Source organism: Sphingopyxis sp. NJF-3 (assembly GCF_053514865.1).
This window is the reverse complement of sequence record NZ_CM130726.1, coordinates 3,170,272-3,187,389: the sequence shown is the minus strand read 5'-3', so window position 1 is coordinate 3,187,389 and position 17,118 is coordinate 3,170,272. Positions and strand designations below refer to the sequence as shown.

The window sequence follows — 17,118 nt, the reverse complement described above, 5'->3', positions numbered from 1 at the left end:
TTTTGCTCCCCCTTGAGCCCGTGCAAAATATCGAGACTAACGCTCCAGGCGAACGCGCAGGCGCCGTGCGCGCTCGCGAAACGCATGTTCCCCGCCCTCGAGAATGTCGCAGACCATCTTGCGGATCGGTGCATCTTCGAGGCCGCCGCTCGCATAGGCGATCTCGGGCAAGCCATCCCCCGGATGCGGGCCGGCCGATGCAACGATGACCTGATCGGCGTCGGTGTTGATCACCAGATTGGCGTTATGCGTGACGATGATGACCTGGCGCTTCGCCTTGGCCTTGAGGAACAGGCCGACGAGTTCATCATAGATCGACTTGGGATCGAGATTTTCCTCGGGCTGATCGATGATCAGCGGCCGCTCATCTGCGTTGTCGAGCGCGAGGTACAGCAGCAGGAGTACGATGCCGCGCGTGCCCGGCGAAAGTTTGCGGATGTCGACCCCATCATAATCGACGCTGTACCGGACTTCGATATGATCGGTGCCATAGAGCCAGCGCGCGAACAGCTTGAGCCAGCCGCGGAATGCGGCGGCATCGCTGCGCTGTGCGAGAGCATGTTCGAAGAAGCTCTTCTGATATTTTTGGCGAAAGTCTTTGAGCGCCTCGGTCACTTCTTCGGCGGTCCCACTCTCCCAAACGCCGCGAAGCTCGTCATTCGCGGCCTCGAGCAATTTGCCCTCGCCGCGGAACGGGCCCTGTCGGCGAAGGTCCAGCAGATCCTCGCCGCGCTTTGCCCACTCCGCCATGTCTGCTCGGCGGGTGACGGTGAATGCAAGCTTCCCGAGCGTCCCGCCCGTCTCGTCCATTCGCGCCCGGATGGGTGCGTAAAGGTCGTTGAGGACCTGCTGTTCCGAAAACACCGCTTCGAAGATCCGCCGGTAGCTTGACTGCCTTTCCGTAGGCAGGCCCTTGGCGCGCTCCTCTGCGCCCTCATAGTCCTTCAGCTTGTCCTGCAGGACCGAGAGCAATTCGGTCTCGGTCGTGATTTTCGTCGACAGGGAATTGAACCGTTCGCGTGTTTCCTTGTCGACGTTTATGATATCGCCGAGCCGCCGGATTTCCGCATCGAGCCGGCCAAGGGGAAGTCTCGTCAGATCGGCATCGTCGGCGATGAGCGGGGTCGCTGGATCGGTGATTGCGATATCGATCCCGCGCCACCCGTCACGGTTCTTCCGGGTGGAGGACAGGTTGTCGTTGATGATGCCGTCCACATTGCCGCTGTACTGCGTCAGAAACGGGTCCCACGCCTCTCCGGCTATGCCGGCATCCTTGTGGCGCTCTTGCGCATCGCGCAGATTTTCGGGCGCCTGATGGGTCCGGAAGTCCGAAACCTCGTCCTGGACGAGTAGCAACTTCTGCTCGCGATTGGTCAGGCGCCTAACCCGTGCGCGCACTTCGTTTGCCGCCTCGGTCAGGGCCTCGAGGCGCTTGATCCGGTCCTCGCTGCCTTTGCGGACAAGCTTGCCGCGGTCCTCGGTGAGCTGGGTGATCTTGAGCTTCTTCTCGTCGACCTGCTTCCGAATGGCCACGATCTGAGATTGCTTCTCGAGCTCGATGTTGATCCGGTCGGACAATTCCTCGAGCTTCTGTTCTTCGCGGCGTCGCGCCTCGCGGAACCGGGCTGCCTTGAGGTCGCGAAGGTCCGCAAAATCGACCGCGCCCTCTCGCTCGGTCGGGCTGTGGGCGTCAAAGACCACGCGCTCGACTTCCGACAGCAGGCCATCGGTCATTCCCTCCGGTGAGCAGAGCGATTCCACGAACTGCTGTGTCAGGTATCGAGCGCGGGCGTAGCCGTCCCATGCCGCCGCGGCATTATCGAGGCCGCGTTCGGTGACAACGCCATTGCCCCAATCGAGCTTCACCGTCGCATCGTCGAGATATTCGCTCGCCCGAACCAGGAAAGACTGCATAGGGAGCTGGTCGGCATGGGCATCGCAGCCCGCTGCGATCATGTCGGCCAGCGCGGTCTTGCCGGACCCGCGCGCACCAATGATCGCGACGAGGCCCGGGTTGAGATCGATCACCGAATTGGGGGCCCACGGCGCATTCGTCAGGGTCACACGGTGGATCGTCTCAGACGGCGCAGCTGCGGGCGGCGCCTCGGTCCCGACGTAAGCGCGGCCCTCGGGATCGATGCAGGCCTGCTTCAGTCCGTCGAATGTCGCCGCACCTTTGATCCAGGTATAGCGGTCGCCATCGGGCGCGCCCGTTCGTTCCACAGAATGCCCGTCGCTGCCGTGCATGCAGGGCTTGAGCCCGCCGTAGGTCTCGCAGATATGCTCGCGACTGGTTTTTCGGCCGAGCCAAAATTCACGTTGCGCCGGGCTCGACGCGAACATGATGTGAGCAAAATGTTCAATCTGCTGGCGCAAAGCTTGGTCTGCGCCATCTTGAAGTCCCGATGTCCCATCGCCCTTCGCGCCGGCGACCGCGATCAGGATATTCTCCTGCGCCCAGCTCATCCCCTTATATTCTTCACGGAGCTGATCGAAGCTTACCTTGAATTGTTCGGAGCCGTGGCGAAGCGCTGAACGATCATCGGTCAGCTCGGAATTGAGCGAACGTCCCAGGCGGATCAGCTCCGAAGGATTACAGGCGAAGGTGTCGGTCGTGGTCTTGAAGGTCAGGCGCTGAAGGAAGCGCGTGAGCTGCTCGATATGATCGGGATCGTCGGGGCAGACGAGCAGATGGGCGTTGATCCACGACCGCGCGGTTCCCACGCTGAACCGAAGCTCGATATTCGGAAAGATCAGGTCGCAGTCCTTGAGGCGACCTTGCTCCTTGCGCGCGCGAACCTCCTTGTAGAGTTCAAGCCCGTAATAGTCGGTAATACCGAGCGCACGGATCGCCGGCGTCGCACCCTCGATCGCGGCAAGATAGGCTTCCCAATCGCCCTTGAACTGGTCGTTGAAGATCGTGCCCGGGGCGTGGACGTGCGGATCCCATCGCAGCCACAACGATCCCGGTCCGATCGATTCCTCTTCCCCCACGGTCATGGCGCGGCACGCTATCGTCAACAGGGGGGAAACGGAAGTGCCGCCGCCAGATCAAACCATTTTGGATCTATTTTGTGCCGGGGCCTGCGGCCTGATCGCAGGGCGGCTCGGGCTCGCCGGAACCGCAGGACTTGCCGGCCGTTTCCCAGTGGCAACGTCCATAGGAGCTGTCATGGCAAGCGCACCGCCCGACCCGCATCCCGATTCTCCCCCGACCGGCCCCGAGCAAGTTCCGGAGCAGGTTCCCCTTCCTGATGACGACGGTCGGGAAAGTGTCGAGGACGTGCCTGACGCAGAATGATCGTCGGGCCGCTTGGCTTCTCGCCTGCGGCATGGCGCCCGCATATCTGCGGAGCGGAAATGGTAAGCCCCGCTACATCGCTGCAGCGGGGCTTCCCTAGATTGCATCCGAAGATGCGATCAAATTCTGCCATTCTTTCGTCTGGACAGGTAAGTGAAACGTGCCGGGCGCGCGATGGTTCCGTGGGCTACTTCGAGGCCCGGAATTTTTCTATCGCCGCAGCGTGACCGCGATCGGGCAGTGGTCCGAATAATGCTTCTCGCCGGGCGCATAGAGCGTTTCGCTGAACCCCGTCCGGTCGGCGGCGGCGCGCCGGTCGAGCACGATATGATCGATGAAACTGTCGTAACGCGGATCGCAGGCCGGCGGCTGGCCCGCGTCGGCGAGCATCAAATCGGCGTTGGCCGGATCGCCATCGTCGATTTTAGTCCAGATCGCGTCGCCGGGAAGCGCGAGCCGCCGGTTCCAGTCGCCCAGCACCGCGAAGCGCTCGGGCCCGGCGGCGGCCGCGTCGATCCAGGCTTCGAGCGCCGGAATCTGGTCCTGGAATATGGGGCAGGCCTTCGCCTCGTTCCCGGAGAAGCAGCCTGACTTGAGGTGGATGCCGAGAAGGCGGATCGGTGTGCGGCCCTCGGGGCGGAGCGTGATGTCGACGCCCGAGCGAAGCTGTTCGTTGCCGCGCATCAGCGACGTCACATCGGCATGGCGATCGAAGGCCATATCCTTGCGGATCGCAAAACCGACCGCTTGGCGGATCACCGTCTGCGACGGGAACTTGCCGCCGCAGGTGCCGCCCGGCGCGCCCTTCCGCGCTTCCATGATCACGACATATTTGGCGGGGTCGAAGACCCGCGCCGCGGCGGTCTCATTCTCGGCCTCCTGAAAGGCGATCACATCGGCGTCGAGGTCGTCGACGATGCGGCGCATCGCGGCATAATCGCTGTCATCCCTGGGGTTGCAGCCTTCGCCGTTCCTCGCGGCGAGAAATTCCAGGTTCCAGCTCGCAAGCTTGAGCGGTTTCGATGGAGCAGACGGGTTCGCGGGTGCGGAGGTCGCGGGCGAGCAGGCGGCAGCCAGCAGGAGCAGGGCGGATGCGATGAGGCGGTGGGGAAGCATCCGCCGCTACTGCCGCACGCCGCCACCGAGTGCAACTCGCCGTGCCGCGCCTTGGCGCGGCGCAGATGGCGCCGATCCGTCCGCGGCGCTATAGCGCCCGCCCGGCCGGGATCCTTCCGGCCGCTCAAGGAGATGATTTTATGAACCACGCCGAACTGTCGGACAGCGTCGCAACCGCACTTGGTCTGAGCAAGGCCGATGCGAAGAAGGCTGTCGATGCCGTTTTCGCTGCGATCACCGACGCCGCCGCCAAGGGCGACGAAGTCTCGGTGAACGGCTTCGGCAAGTTCAAGGTCAAGGAATCGGCCGCGCGTGAAGGCCGCAATCCCTCGACTGGCGAAACCATCCAGATTGCGGCTTCGAAGAAGCTGACCTTCGGCGCCGCGAAGGCCGTCAAGGATCGTCTGAACGGCTGAGCCGGTACGTCCCGCCGGCGTGCCCGGCGGGACGGCCGCGCGGCGGCATGTCGGGCGCGGCATCTGATGAGCGCGCTCTGGCCTCGCAGGCTCGGCCAGGGGTCGCACTTTTGTTTTGGCCGCGCGGCACACTCGGCTCGCTATCCTTGCGGGGCGGCGGCTAGGCACGGGAGCGCATCGCACGCCGCCCCGCTGCGGGCTCGCCAAGAGTGCGGTTGTTCGGGCCCTGCGGGCCGGCGACATCATGACCTAGAGCGGAAGTTCCGCCTGTTTGCGCAAAGGCTCAACGAACAGCGTGCGACGCGGCGGTTCCTCGAACAGCAGCTCGTTCGGCAGGCTGCCGTCGAGCCAATGGTTCGCGTCGCGCCGCTGGATGATCACGCCGTGGCGCGACTGATAGGGAATGACATCGGCGCCCGCCGGGATGGTGAGGATGCGGTAGGACAGCGGCCAGTCGGCGAGTGGCGGGTCCCACACTGCGGCGAGATAGAAGAAATTGCCGCTGTCGAGCGTCACCCGGTAGCGGTGATCGCCGGTTCCCATGCGAAACTCGGACGCCGGGATCAGGCAGCGGCGCGCCGGGAAGGCGCGGCCCTCGGCGCGCACGAAACGATAATTGATCCCGTCGCTAAACCGCGGGTCGGAACCCCAAACCGCTTTGACCATTTCGATCTCGGTCATATTGTCGGGATTGCGCCGGACGAGCGCTTGCACGCCTCCGCTCGGGGCGTCGGGATCGAAAGGGGTTGGCGCGATACCCATATGTGGAACATAATGGGAACGATGTTGAGTCGCAAGGGCGAGGGGGCCGACGCGCATGTGCAATGATTATCGGCTCGAAATTGACATCGCGTCGATCGCCGAGGACTTCGACAACCTCCAGATCAAGATCGACATGCCCGAGGGCGCACCGAACGTGCCGGCGCGCGAGGATGTCCGCATCACCGATACAGCGCCGATCGTGAAGAGCAGCGACGGCGCCGCCGCCGGATCGCTCGTCAACCGGCGCTGGAGCTGGCCCGGACAGGGCGGCAAACCGGTCTATAATGTGCGCTCGGAGCGCCGCGATCTCGGCATGCAGCGATGCCTCGTCCTCTGCGACGGTTTCTATGAGTTCACCGATCCCACCGACCCTGCGCAGAAGCGGCTCGACAAGTGGCTGTTCACGCTGAAGGACCATCGCTGGTTCTGCATGGCCGGCGTCTGGCGCGACAGCCATGTCGGCGAAGCCTTCAGCCTCCTGACCATGGACGCAGGTCCCGACATCGCACCCTATCACCATCGCCAGATCATTCCGCTGCCACGCGATCAATGGGCCGCTTGGCTCGATCCGCGCGTTCCGGCCGAGGACATATTGAAATGGCTTCCCGAAGGCAGCCTCGAGGTGACGCAGGTATATGGTAAGCCGCCTGCACAAGGCGCTCTTGCCTTATGACGAACGAAGAGGGACTCGATCTGTTCGTGACCGCGCAAGAGCAAATCTACCCGCGCGCGCTCGGCGAGATTCGCCGCGGCAAGAAGTGCTCGCACTGGATGTGGTTCATATTCCCGCAGCTGGCAGGCCTTGGCCGAAGCGCGACGTCGAAGCTCTACGGTCTCGCGGGAGCCGATGAGGCGCGGGCCTATCTGGCCCATCCGCTTCTCGGCGCGCGCTATGCCGAATGCGTCGAAGCGATCCAGGACCTGCCGGCAAGCGACCCGGTGGCGGTCTTCGGCGAGGTCGACGCCGTCAAGCTGCGTTCATCGCTGACATTGTTCGAGGCCGTGAGCCGGCGGCCGCTCTTCTCCGCCGCGCTCATCCGCTGGTTCGGCGGCGAGCGCGATGAGCGCACCCTCGGCCTGCTCAGCCGCGACGACAGCATGCCGTGACGCCGACGCGTGTCAGCCGCGCGGATTGCGAAACAGCGGCAGCATCCGGTGGAGCACTTCGTCCTTGTCGAAAAAATGATGCTTGAGCGCGCCGAGAACATGCAGCGCGAGCACGACGTAAATGGCCTTCACCATCAGCTTGTGTATGTCGCCGAGCTCTTCGGCGAGATCCTCGTTCAGCGGTAGCGGAAGATTGGGCGCGGGCACGGCGCCGTAAAGCGGCACTTCAGGCGCCCCGCCCGCCGACGCTGCGGCCCAGCCGAGAAGCGGGGCGCCGATCATCAGCACATAGAAGAGGACATGGGTCGTGCGCGCGAGCATCCGTTCCCATGACGGCATGCCGCCGGGGAAGGCCGGCCAGGGATGGCCGAAGCGCCAACCGAGCCGGATAATGCTGAGCGCGAGGATCGTGATCCCGACCGATTTGTGCAGATGATAATAGCCAAGTTTCTCGCTGTCCGAGGCGTCCTCCATCCAGCCGCCAAAGGTGGCATTGGCGATGATCAGGATGGCGATCGTCCAGTGCAGGACGATCGAGACGGTGGAATAGCGGCTGTGATTCTCACGCATGATTCGCCTCGCAATAGGTCCGTCACCGGTCTTCCAATGCTTTGGCGGCGATCCTCGTTCCGTCAGCAGGACGCAGCCGTCACGATCATGAGCCCAATTTGTTTCGCTTTTACAGAGGCCGGGCGGAAGGCGCGCACCGATTCCCGGCGGTTCGTCGCGGCCCGCTTGACGCGCCCTTTGACTCGGTGGAACATAAAGGGAACATTTGAGTCGATATTTCCCATGAGCACGACGCCCCAATCTGCACCTCGGCCAAGTGCCAGAGATATCGACGTGCTTCGCGCGGCGGTGGCGCGTGTAGCCGCCTCGCGCGGGCCGGTCTTGCCGTTCGGCGTCGGGCCGGTCGATCATCTTCTCGCTGGCGGCGGGCTCGATGGCGCAGGCCTGCACGAGGTCACGGGCGCCTCGGCAAGCTGGAGCGATGACGCTGCGGCAACGCTCTTCGCGGCTGGAATCGCGTCGCGCTTCGCGGCGGCGCCCGACGTGTCGGCGCTCTGGGCGCTGACGCGGTTCGATCTCTATGCCCCCGGTCTCGAACAGGCGGGGCTCGGTCCGGACCGCGTGCTCTATGCTCAAGGCAGGACCGACAAGGAACTGCTGGCGCTGTGCGAGGACGCGCTGCGCGACGGTTCGCTCGCCTGCGTCGTTGCCGAAGTGAAAGCGGCCGATCAGACCGCGACGCGCCGGCTGCAACTGGCAGCATCCGAGGGCAACACGCCGATGATCCTCTATCGCCGGTACCGGCGTTATGGCCAATGCCCGCTCGCCGATCCGTCGCTCGCAATGACCCGCTGGCGCATCGGCACCTTGTCGTCGGGCCGCCTCGCCTCGCCCGGCGTCGGGCGCGGGCGCTGGAATGTCGAGCTGGTCCGGCAGCGCGGCGGGCCGCCTTTTTCCCTCGAACTGGAGGCGTGCGATGACCAGGGTCGCCTCGCTCTTCCTGCCGCAACTGCCGATCGAGCGGTTGCGCCGGGCAGAACGGACACCGTCGCATTCGGGCACGCCGCCTGATCGGGCGCGGGCGGGTCCGCGCTTCCCCGAGCCTGTCGACGACAATCCCGGCACCTGTTCGGTGCCGCGCGGCGGCGGCTGGCGTCCGGGCGCGCGCTGGGCGCAAGGCACGCACTCCGGCGAGCCGTCGCTCGACGCCCTCCCGGCGCACCAGCGACCGACGATGCGCGAGCTCGGACGGCGGAGCGAAGCTGCCGCACCGGTGTTCCGGGCGTTGCGCTCGGACGACGGGACGTCGGGCGGGATCGCTGCGCCGCTGCCGCCGCTCTGGGGCCTCCGTCCGACGATCGTCGTCGCGCGAACCGGCCAGCGCGACGTCGTGACCGCCGCCTGTCCGGCGGCGCTCGATCTCGGCCTCGTGCCCGGCATGGCGGCCGCCCATGCCCGCGCGCTGGTCTCCGATCTCGACATACTCGATGCCGCACCCGACGCCGATCGCGCGTGGCTCGATCGCCTTGCGCTCCACGCCGCCCGCTGCTGGACGCCGACGGCGGCAGTGTCGGGCATCGACGGGCTGTGGCTCGACCTGTCGGGCACGACGCATCTCTTCGGCGGCGAAGAGCGTTTCGCGGCGCGTCTGCTCGGTTTTCTACGGCGCCTCGGCTTCACCGCGCGTGTCGCGATCGCCGGCACGCCCGGCGCCGCTCACGCGCTCGCACGCGATGGCGGCGCGGGCGTGCGGATCTTGCCGGAAGGAGGCGAGAGCGAGGCGCTGGCGCCTTTGCCGCTGGCGGCGCTCCGGCTGGCGCCGGAGGCGCTCGCCGCGGCGGCGCGCTTCGGGATCGAGCGGATCGCCGATCTTTATCCGATGCCGCGCGGGCCATTGGCCCGGCGGCTCGGGCGCGGCGCGGTCGAGCGGCTCGACCAGGCGCGCGGGTTCGTACCCGAGCCGATCGTGCCCGTCGTCCCGTTCGACATGCCCGAGGCGCGCCGTTCCTTGCTCGAGCCGATCGGGACCGCCGAGGCGATCGAGCAGGTCATCGCCGACCTGCTCGGCGATCTCGTGCTCGCGCTGCGCGAGCGCAGTCTTGGCGTGCGGAGCCTCGTCTTGCGCTGCGACCGGCTCGACATGGGCGCGCAGTTCGTCACCGTCGGCACGGCGCGCGCGACGCGCGATGCGAAACATCTGCTGCGCCTGTTCAGGCTCCGGATCGACCGGATCGAGCCGGGGCTCGGGATCGAGACGATGGTTCTCGCGGCGCCGCAGGTCGAAGCGCTGGCGCCCGAGGCGATCGCCGCCGTGCTCAACACGGCACGCCAGGCGCCCGACCTCGCGCCGCTCGTCGATGCGCTGGCCGGCCGCGCCGGCGATGCCGCGCTGTTCCGCCTGTCCGCGATCGAAAGCGATGTCCCCGAGCGCGCGATCGTGCGCGCCGGGCCTTTGGCCCAGCCTGCCGGCTGGCCCGTCTGGCCGCGGCCGATCCGGATGCTCGCGCGGCCCGAGGCGCTGTCGGGCGTCGTCGCCTTGCTTCCCGACCATCCGCCGCGCCGCTTCGCGTGGCGCGGGCGGAGCTATGCGGTGGTCGCAGGCGATGGCCCCGAGCGCATCCATGGCGAATGGTGGCGCCGCCCGGGCGAGATGTGGGCGGTTCGCGACTATTTCCGGGTCGAGGCGACAAGCGGCGAGCGCTTCTGGCTCTTCCGCCGCGGCGACGCGATCACCGACAAGACGGGTGACCTCAGCTGGTACATGCACGGCGTGTTCGGATGACGGACCCCGTTACGACCTATGTCGAACTCTACGCCACGAGCCATTTTTCCTTTCTGCGGGGGGCCTCTTCGCCCGAGGAATTGTTCGCGGCCGCCGCTGCCCTCGGCCATTCGGCCCTCGGGCTTTGCGACCGGGGCAGCGTCGCCGGCATGGTGCGCGGTCTGTCGGGACAGGAAGCAACCGGCGTCCGGCTGATCGCGGGGACGCGCGTCGACCTTCGCGACGGTCGCTCGATCCTCCTCTATCCGACGGACCGCGCGGCCTGGTCGCGGCTGACCCGGCTGCTCTCCTTGGGCAAGGGGCGCGGCGGCAAGGGCAATTGCTGGCTCGACTGGCCCGACGTCGCGGCCTCGGCCGAGGGCCTCGTCGCGATCCTCCTGCCCGGTGAAGCCGACGAACGGGCGCGGCTCGATCTCGCCGAGCTCAGCGGCGCCTTCGGCCCGCGCGCCTTTCTCGCGCTCGCGCTGCGCCGCCGGCCCGGCGATTTCGCGCGGCTTCGCGCGCTCGATGCGCTGGCGCAGGAAGTGGCGGTGCGGAGCGTCGCGCTCGGCGACATCCTCTACCATGCGCCCGAACGGCGCCCGCTGCAGGACGTGCTGACCGCGATCCGCGAGAAGACGACGGTCGATGCGCTCGGGTTCAAGCGCGAACGCTTCATGGACCGGGCCTTGAAGAGCCCGGCCGAGATGGAAAGGCGCTTCGCGCTGTTCCCCGACGCGATCGCGGCGACCGCCGACATCGCGGCAGCCTGTCGCTTCGACCTTGCCGAGATCCGCTACCAATATCCCTATGAGCAGGTGATGGAGGGCCGCACCGCGCAGGAAGCGTTGGCGGCGTTGACCGAGGAAGGTGCGAACCGGATGTTTCCGGGCGGCGTGCCGCCTGCCTTTCGGAAACAGATCGATCACGAGCTGCGCCTGATCGGCGAGCTCGGCTACGCGCCCTATTTCCTGACCGTCAATTCGATCGTCGCCGAGAGCCGGCGGCGCGGCATATTGTGCCAAGGGCGCGGGTCAGCCGCGAACAGCTGCGTCTGCTTCCTGCTCGGCGTGACTTCGATCGACCCGATCAAGCACGAGCTGCTCTTCGAGCGCTTCGTGTCGGGTGAACGCAAGGAGCCGCCCGATATCGACGTCGACTTCGAACATGAGCGGCGCGAAGAAATCATCCAGTGGATCTACGAGACCTACGGGCGTCACCGCTCCGCGCTGACCGCCGTGGTCACGCGATATCGAACCCGCGGCGCCGTCGCCGAGGTGGGAAAGGCGCTCGGCCTGCCGCGCGACCTCACCAAGATGCTCACCGGCCTCGTATGGGGCTGGTCGGTCGACGGCATCCCCGAGGAGCGCATTGCCGAGCTCAACCTCAACGCCGGAGATTATCGGCTCCGCCTCACCCTCGATCTCGCGCGGCAGCTGATCGGGACGCCGCGGCATCTCTCGCAGCATCCCGGGGGCTTCGTGCTGACCGAAGAGCGGCTCGACGATCTCGTGCCGATCGAGCCCGCCCGGATGGAAGACCGGCAGATCATCGAATGGGACAAGGATGATATCGACGTCCTCAAATTCATGAAGGTTGACGTGCTGGGTTTGGGGATGCTCGGCTGCATGAACCGGGCGTTCAACCTGCTCCGCGAGCATAAGGCGGTGGATGTGGGTATGGCCGACCTGCAGGACGACGACCCGGCGGTCTATGGCATGATCCAGAAGGCCGACACGCTCGGTGTCTTCCAGATCGAGAGCCGCGCGCAGATGTCGATGCTGCCGCGGATCAAGCCCAAATGTTTCTACGACCTCGTGATCGAGGTCGCGATCGTGCGCCCCGGTCCGATCCAGGGCGACATGGTTCATCCCTATCTTCGCCGCCGCGAGGGCAAGGAGAAGCCCGAATATCCGAAACCCGAACTCCGCGCCGTGCTCGAGAAGACGCTGGGCGTGCCGCTCTTCCAGGAGCAGGCGATGAAGGTCGCGATCGTCGGCGCCGGCTTCACGCCAGTCGAGGCCGACCAGCTGCGCCGCGCGATGGCGACCTTCAAGCTCACCGGCGGCGTGTCGCATTTCTACGACAAGCTCGTCGGCGGCATGGTCGAGCGGGGCTATCCCAAGGATTTTGCCGAGCGCACCTTCAAGCAGATCGAGGGCTTCGGGTCCTATGGCTTTCCCGAGAGCCACGCCGCGAGCTTTGCCAAGATCGCATACGCCTCCTGCTGGATGAAGCATCATCATCCGGACGTCTTTTGTGCGGCCTTGCTGAACGCGCAGCCGATGGGCTTCTACGCGCCCGCGCAAATCGTGCGCGATGCCCGGAATCACGGCGTCGAGGTACGCCCGGTCTCGATCAACGACAGCCATTGGGACTGTACGCTGGAAAGGAGCGACGGGCGCTATCTCGCCGTGCGCCTCGGTTTCCGCCAGGTGCGCTCGCTCGCGAACATCCATGGCGCGGCGATCGTCGGCGCGCGCGGCGATGTGCCCTACGACTGCGTCGAGGATGTATGGCGGCGCGCCGGCGTGCCGCGCGCCGCGATCGAGCGGATCGCCGAAGCGGATGGATTTGCCTGTCTGTCCGAGGACCGGCGGCAGGGGCTGTGGAACGTCCGCGGCCTCGGCGAGGCGCCGCTGCCGCTCTTCGCGGCCGCCGACGCGCGCGAGGCGAACTTCTCGCCCGAAGGGCTCGAACCGCCGACCGCGCTTCGGCCGATGACCGAAGGGCGCGAGGTGGTGGAGGATTATCGCACGCTTCAACTGAGTTTGCGCGCGCATCCCTTAAGTTTCCTGCGCGAGGAGCTGGACGCGATGGGGATCGTCCGCTGCGCGGATCTTGGCTCGATCCGCGATGGCCGGAATATCGAGGTCGCCGGCGTGATCCTCGTGCGGCAACGGCCCGGCTCGGCGAAGGGCGTGCTGTTCGTCACGATCGAGGATGAGACCGGTATCGCCAACGGCATCCTCTGGCCCGATCGCTTCGACATCTATCGGCGTCAGGTCATGGCGGCGTCGATGATCGCGATGCGCGGCCGCGTTCAGAAGGAAGGCGAGATCATCCATGTCATCTGTGACCGGATAACCGATCATGACGCGATGCTGCGGCAGGTCGGGCGGAGCAATCTTCCCATTGCGCCGGGACGCGGGGACGGGGCGCGGAACGGGAGCGGGCCCGATAGCCGTGAGCCTGCGCTGCGCGTCCGGAGCCATGACTTTCACTGATGGTGGCCAAATGCTCCGGTTGCAGGACCACTCCCTCCTTGGCTGCCTGACTGCGGGCCTCGGCTCGCCTCATGCCGTCAACCCCCTGCGGGGGTTCGCCCTCGCGTGCCGCTCGGTGACGGCGGCTCGCAGGCCCTTCGGTTGGCGCCATCGGGGATGGTCCCGAGCAACCCAAGGAGACACGACATGGCCACCATCGCAAATCTCACCGTCAAGGCCGACGGCAGCTTCGAAGGCACGCTGACGACCCTTCTGGTCACCGCGCCGATCGCGATCGTCCCGAACGGCCGCAAGGTGAAGGACAATGAGCCCGACTTCCGCGTGATCGCGCGCAAGAACGGCTACGAGGTCGGCGCCGGCTGGACCCGCACGTCGCAGTCGAACGGCACCGAATATGTCTCGGTCACCCTTTCGGCCCCCGAATTCGGCACGATCTACGCGAATATCGCGAACGCGCCCGGCGACGACCCGATGAAGAAGGTGCTTATCTGGAACCCGCCGAGCTGACGGATCGATCAGGCCCCGCCTTCGGGCGGGGCCTTTTTCGCGGCTTTCTTGTCGGGTACGACCTCGTGGAAACCGTCTTGCATCCAGCCTTCCCGCTCACCGATATGCTTGTCCCAGAAGCCGCGCATCGCCTCGAGCCGCTTCTCGGCGAGATAGGGCTCGGTGAGATGTTCGAACATATTGTGCTGGGGAACGGGGACGGGCGAGGCGCGCCAGACGCCGAACAGCACAACCGACAACGTCTGGAAAACCGCGAAGAGGAGATAATGGGCGCGGTCGAGGTCGTGGATGGTGAGGCCGGACCGAAGCCCGGCCGCTTGCGCGCGCGAAAAGGCATCGGCGGCATGCGCGATGCTCTTGTTGCGCAGCGCCTTGATCTCGGGAAGCGGCGGCCTCGCCATCAGCTCGTCGAGCCGGTCGAAAAAGGCCTCGCCAATCAGGTCGCCGCGCGCGCGATTTTCGGGAGCGACCCCCGACAATTGATCGAACAGCTCATGTTCCGCCTTGGCCTGGTCGAACCCTTCGGGTCCCGACAGGCTCAGGCTCACGCGCCTTGCCTTGTTCGGATTGGCTGCCATATCCGCGGCAAGCCGCTCGAGCTCGGCCGCAAGCAAGGCCTCATAATCATAGGGCAGCGCGTCGCGGCACACGAAATTCTCGCGTGTCATGAGCTCGCGCGCCGCGCGCATCTCGTCGACGATCCGCGGGAGTGAGATCACGGCCTTCTTCGGCTGGTTCGCAGGTGGTTTCTCGAGCAGCCGGGTGATGGCGATGACCTGTCCGGCAAGATAGCCGCGGTCTAGCATCATCGCGATGAGCGGCGCGGTCGAGCCGCGGGTGCCGTCGTCATCGGCGAATTTCCGCGCCTCGTTCGCCGTGCGCCAGGCTATGTCAAACCACATCATGTCGGCGAACTGCCCCGCGAGCGACGCGTCGGGATCGCGCTCGAACAACTCGGACCAATGCTGGAGTTTCTCGCGAAACGCTTCGAGCGAGGCCTTGTCGCTGACGTCGCAGGCATCGATCGGATAGTGAAAGATGGACGGATGCGGGCGCGCGGGGACCGCTGGCGCCGCTGGTTTGGTTACGGGAGCCGCCGCCTTGTCGTCGCTACCCGCGACGCCTTGCGGCGCAGTCACGATTGTCTCCCCTGCATTGCCGAGCCGGGGCGGATGGCGAAATTCTGCCGTTTGCGTTCAGCCAAGATCGAGTCCCTGTGTTTGGCGCGTGCCTGTGGATGAGCTTATGTAGCGATTGTTCCGTGCGCCGAGGAGAGCGACGAGCAGACGCGATACCAGGCCGGACATCTCGAGCGTGAGGTTTGGTCCCCCGCCGACGCCGTGCAGCGCAAAGCCGAGCGGTTCGCCCATATAAAGGGCTTCATGCACCGTCGGATTGCGCATCCCGGCGACTTGCGCACCGCCACTACTCGCGGGGTCGGCCCATGCGGGAACCGGCATCCCGAGCCAGTCGCACATCCACGCGATGCGCTGGGAATGCGTGAGGCTTTTGGGAGGCGGGTTCATGGACTTTGCGAGAGCGAAGCACGCATCGAGCGCAGTGTAGAGCAGCGTGAAGCGCTCGAACTGAAGATGTTGCGGATTCTGGCTCATGAAGAGGGCATGGACCGCCGCAACCCAGATCCGGGCCCGTTCGGGCGAGGCCCGATTGGCGGTCCAGAAAGCCTCGGCGAGTTCGATCGACTTGGCCAGGCTCCCGCCCAGCAGCACGAAGTCGACGAGAACGCCGCGCTCGATCGGTGTCGAATCGAGGAAGCCGGCCTCGGTAATCGTGAAGCGCATGCCGTGGAAAAAGGACAGGCTCCAGACATGGAAGTCGACCTGATCAATCTCCGACGCTGTCGCGTGGACGATGGCGTGCGTCTTCGGCAGGCCGAAGATGCGCGCCGGATAGGGCCGAACAGTCGTCCCGCCCCCAAGATGGGCAACCGGCTGTAGCTGGGCGTAGATCCATTTCCCTTCGCGGCCAGGATCGGCCTCGATGTCCGCCACCGTCTCCGGGAGACCGGCAAGGGTCGCGATCGATACCGGCCCGACCGTGATATCGAGCGGCCGCGGAAAATATCCGAACTCGCTGCGCTGACCCGCCATTACGTCATTCTCCCTGTTCTTCGCGCACGCCGGGGCGACGAAGCACGCAGATTATGGTCTGGGAGGAAGGCGCAAGGGCCTCTCGTCCCCCCGCGAAACCGTACCCGCTCTCGATAGCCGCTGATCCCTGGGCGCGGAGCCGGGCCTCCTTCAATCAACCCGTGAAGGGTCCGCTACGCTCCGCGTGCGGCCGCAGCCTTGCTGCGGTGATTGCGGCCCGCCCCCGGCCGGCGGGGCGACTGTCGAGCGGGAACGGTCCCGCTCCGAAAGGACAGGAGCCAAACCCATGCCGCTTTCCACCGCTCAATCGCTCGGCTGGAGCCTCGCCCGCACGATGATGACGATCATCGTCCTTATCGAAACGACAAAAGGCTATGCGGTGATGCCCATCGAAGAGTTCGACGGCGACCCCGAACACATCGTGTGCGAATATGACCCGTTCAACCGCTGAACCCGCAAAATTTGCCCCGCGATGGTTCCAGTTCCGGTTCCGTCGCGGGCGGCCGTCTGCTAGATTGACGGTGCAGACCGCGCTGTGGTGGTGGTGGAGAGCGCGTCCCCAAGGAGGACGCTCGTGACTTTCATGCTCATCCTCGGCGCCGCCGCAAGCCTCTATCTCATCTGGCTTCTGTTCCGGCTGGCGGCCCTCGCGCTGCCGCTTGGCACCGGCATTGCTCTCGCCTTCGAACTTCAGGACCGCGGCTATGGCATTGGCGCTGCCCTTGCGATGGCATTTCTGGCGGGGCTCCTGCTCCATCTTGCTGGACGGCACCTCTATGCCCACGGTGGATCGACATTGCTGCGAACCTGTGTCGCAATGCTCTTCCTCCTCCCGGCGGGGGTCGCAGGCTATTATGGCATGACGGGGATCGTGCGGCTCTTCGCTACGGAGGGCATGCTGGTAACGATCCTGCCTGTGCTCGCTGCCGTCGTCGCCGCCGTGGCGGCGGTCCGGGGTCTTGACGGGTCTTCGGTGGATGCAATTGGCGTCGGCGACCGGGAATGCGATGATCGCGCACCCGCGACCCCGGCGTCCGCTTCGCCCGCTTCCGACCGCCTCTGAGTCCCTCGCTCCCGCCGCAGGAACACGGTCTCTTTCCTGCGCGATCTGCCGGTAAGCCGCTGCGCTGAGCCCGCTGGCCGCAACGGCGCTCCCCGATTTTCTTCCCCCGGCGTGCCGCCGTTCCTCGCGCACCAAGAAAATCGCTGCGCTGCCGTCCTCCGCTTCGCTTCGGGCCTGCGGCTGCGGCGCGGCCTCCTTTCCGGCCACCGATGCGCATCGAGACCGCGATCCTGCGGC

General features: G+C 65.9%; 15 protein-coding genes. 9 read left to right on the top strand and 6 right to left on the bottom strand.

Annotated features, from left to right (window positions below; genetic code table 11):
* Positions 1-36: 36 nt before the first annotated feature.
* Positions 37-3,000, bottom strand: coding sequence for a TrlF family AAA-like ATPase (locus ACOTSS_RS15530; protein WP_037553330.1), 2,964 nt, complete (start codon positions 2,998-3,000; stop codon positions 37-39).
* Positions 3,001-3,511: 511 nt separating this feature from the next.
* The gene (locus ACOTSS_RS15525; RefSeq protein WP_037553331.1) at positions 3,512-4,417 is read right to left on the bottom strand and encodes an endonuclease/exonuclease/phosphatase family protein; all 906 of its coding nucleotides are present in this window, start codon (positions 4,415-4,417) and stop codon (positions 3,512-3,514) included.
* Positions 4,418-4,557: 140 nt separating this feature from the next.
* Here ACOTSS_RS15525 and ACOTSS_RS15520 point away from each other — a divergent pair, with 140 nt between their 5' ends.
* Positions 4,558-4,833 (top strand): HU family DNA-binding protein, encoded by a 276-nt coding sequence (locus ACOTSS_RS15520; protein WP_037553418.1) that lies wholly within the window; start codon positions 4,558-4,560, stop codon positions 4,831-4,833.
* A gap of 249 nt (positions 4,834-5,082) precedes the next feature.
* Here ACOTSS_RS15520 and ACOTSS_RS15515 read toward each other — a convergent pair whose 3' ends face one another.
* Positions 5,083-5,595: an SOS response-associated peptidase family protein gene (locus tag ACOTSS_RS15515; protein ID WP_037553332.1), complete on the bottom strand. Its 513-nt coding sequence runs from the start codon at positions 5,593-5,595 to the stop codon at positions 5,083-5,085.
* A 55-nt stretch (positions 5,596-5,650) separates the two neighbouring features.
* On the opposite strand from ACOTSS_RS15515, the gene ACOTSS_RS15510 reads away from it, so the two are divergent.
* On the top strand, positions 5,651-6,268 hold the full coding sequence (locus ACOTSS_RS15510) for an SOS response-associated peptidase family protein (protein ID WP_037553333.1): 618 nt from the start codon (positions 5,651-5,653) through the stop codon (positions 6,266-6,268).
* Positions 6,265-6,702 (top strand): DUF1810 domain-containing protein, encoded by a 438-nt coding sequence (locus ACOTSS_RS15505; protein ID WP_037553335.1) that lies wholly within the window; start codon positions 6,265-6,267, stop codon positions 6,700-6,702. The genes ACOTSS_RS15510 and ACOTSS_RS15505 overlap by 4 nt, the downstream gene beginning before the upstream one ends.
* A 12-nt stretch (positions 6,703-6,714) precedes the next feature.
* Here ACOTSS_RS15505 and ACOTSS_RS15500 read toward each other — a convergent pair whose 3' ends face one another.
* Positions 6,715-7,272: a cytochrome b gene (locus ACOTSS_RS15500; protein ID WP_037553336.1), complete on the bottom strand. Its 558-nt coding sequence runs from the start codon at positions 7,270-7,272 to the stop codon at positions 6,715-6,717.
* Positions 7,273-7,494: 222 nt separating this feature from the next.
* On the opposite strand from ACOTSS_RS15500, the gene ACOTSS_RS15495 reads away from it, so the two are divergent.
* The 4 genes from ACOTSS_RS15495 (at position 7,495) to ACOTSS_RS15480 (ending at position 13,707) form a co-directional block, all read left to right on the top strand.
* Positions 7,495-8,283, top strand: a complete 789-nt coding sequence (locus tag ACOTSS_RS15495; RefSeq protein WP_228383753.1) for an ImuA family protein — start codon at positions 7,495-7,497, stop codon at positions 8,281-8,283.
* Positions 8,189-9,994, top strand: a complete 1,806-nt coding sequence (locus tag ACOTSS_RS15490; protein ID WP_081932951.1) for a DUF6504 family protein — start codon at positions 8,189-8,191, stop codon at positions 9,992-9,994. The genes ACOTSS_RS15495 and ACOTSS_RS15490 overlap by 95 nt, the downstream gene beginning before the upstream one ends.
* Positions 9,991-13,200 carry an error-prone DNA polymerase gene (locus tag ACOTSS_RS15485; protein WP_448688976.1) on the top strand — a complete coding sequence of 1,070 codons (3,210 nt, stop codon included), beginning with the start codon at positions 9,991-9,993 and terminating at the stop codon, positions 13,198-13,200. The genes ACOTSS_RS15490 and ACOTSS_RS15485 overlap by 4 nt, the downstream gene beginning before the upstream one ends.
* Before the next feature lie 186 nt (positions 13,201-13,386).
* A complete protein-coding gene (locus ACOTSS_RS15480) occupies positions 13,387-13,707 on the top strand; it encodes a DUF736 domain-containing protein (protein WP_037553339.1) in 321 nt (106 codons plus the stop codon).
* 8 nt (positions 13,708-13,715) lie between these two features.
* Here ACOTSS_RS15480 and ACOTSS_RS15475 read toward each other — a convergent pair whose 3' ends face one another.
* Together ACOTSS_RS15475 and ACOTSS_RS15470 are read right to left on the bottom strand one after the other, a co-directional pair.
* Positions 13,716-14,846: a hypothetical protein gene (locus ACOTSS_RS15475; RefSeq protein WP_293701690.1), complete on the bottom strand. Its 1,131-nt coding sequence runs from the start codon at positions 14,844-14,846 to the stop codon at positions 13,716-13,718.
* Positions 14,847-14,903: 57 nt separating this feature from the next.
* Positions 14,904-15,818 (bottom strand): hypothetical protein, encoded by a 915-nt coding sequence (locus ACOTSS_RS15470; protein ID WP_293701692.1) that lies wholly within the window; start codon positions 15,816-15,818, stop codon positions 14,904-14,906.
* 286 nt (positions 15,819-16,104) lie between these two features.
* On the opposite strand from ACOTSS_RS15470, the gene ACOTSS_RS15465 reads away from it, so the two are divergent.
* Together ACOTSS_RS15465 and ACOTSS_RS15460 are read left to right on the top strand one after the other, a co-directional pair.
* Positions 16,105-16,269 (top strand): hypothetical protein, encoded by a 165-nt coding sequence (locus tag ACOTSS_RS15465; RefSeq protein WP_162928261.1) that lies wholly within the window; start codon positions 16,105-16,107, stop codon positions 16,267-16,269.
* 123 nt (positions 16,270-16,392) lie between these two features.
* A complete protein-coding gene (locus tag ACOTSS_RS15460; protein ID WP_448688975.1) occupies positions 16,393-16,881 on the top strand; it encodes a hypothetical protein in 489 nt (162 codons plus the stop codon).
* Positions 16,882-17,118: the final 237 nt, after the last annotated feature.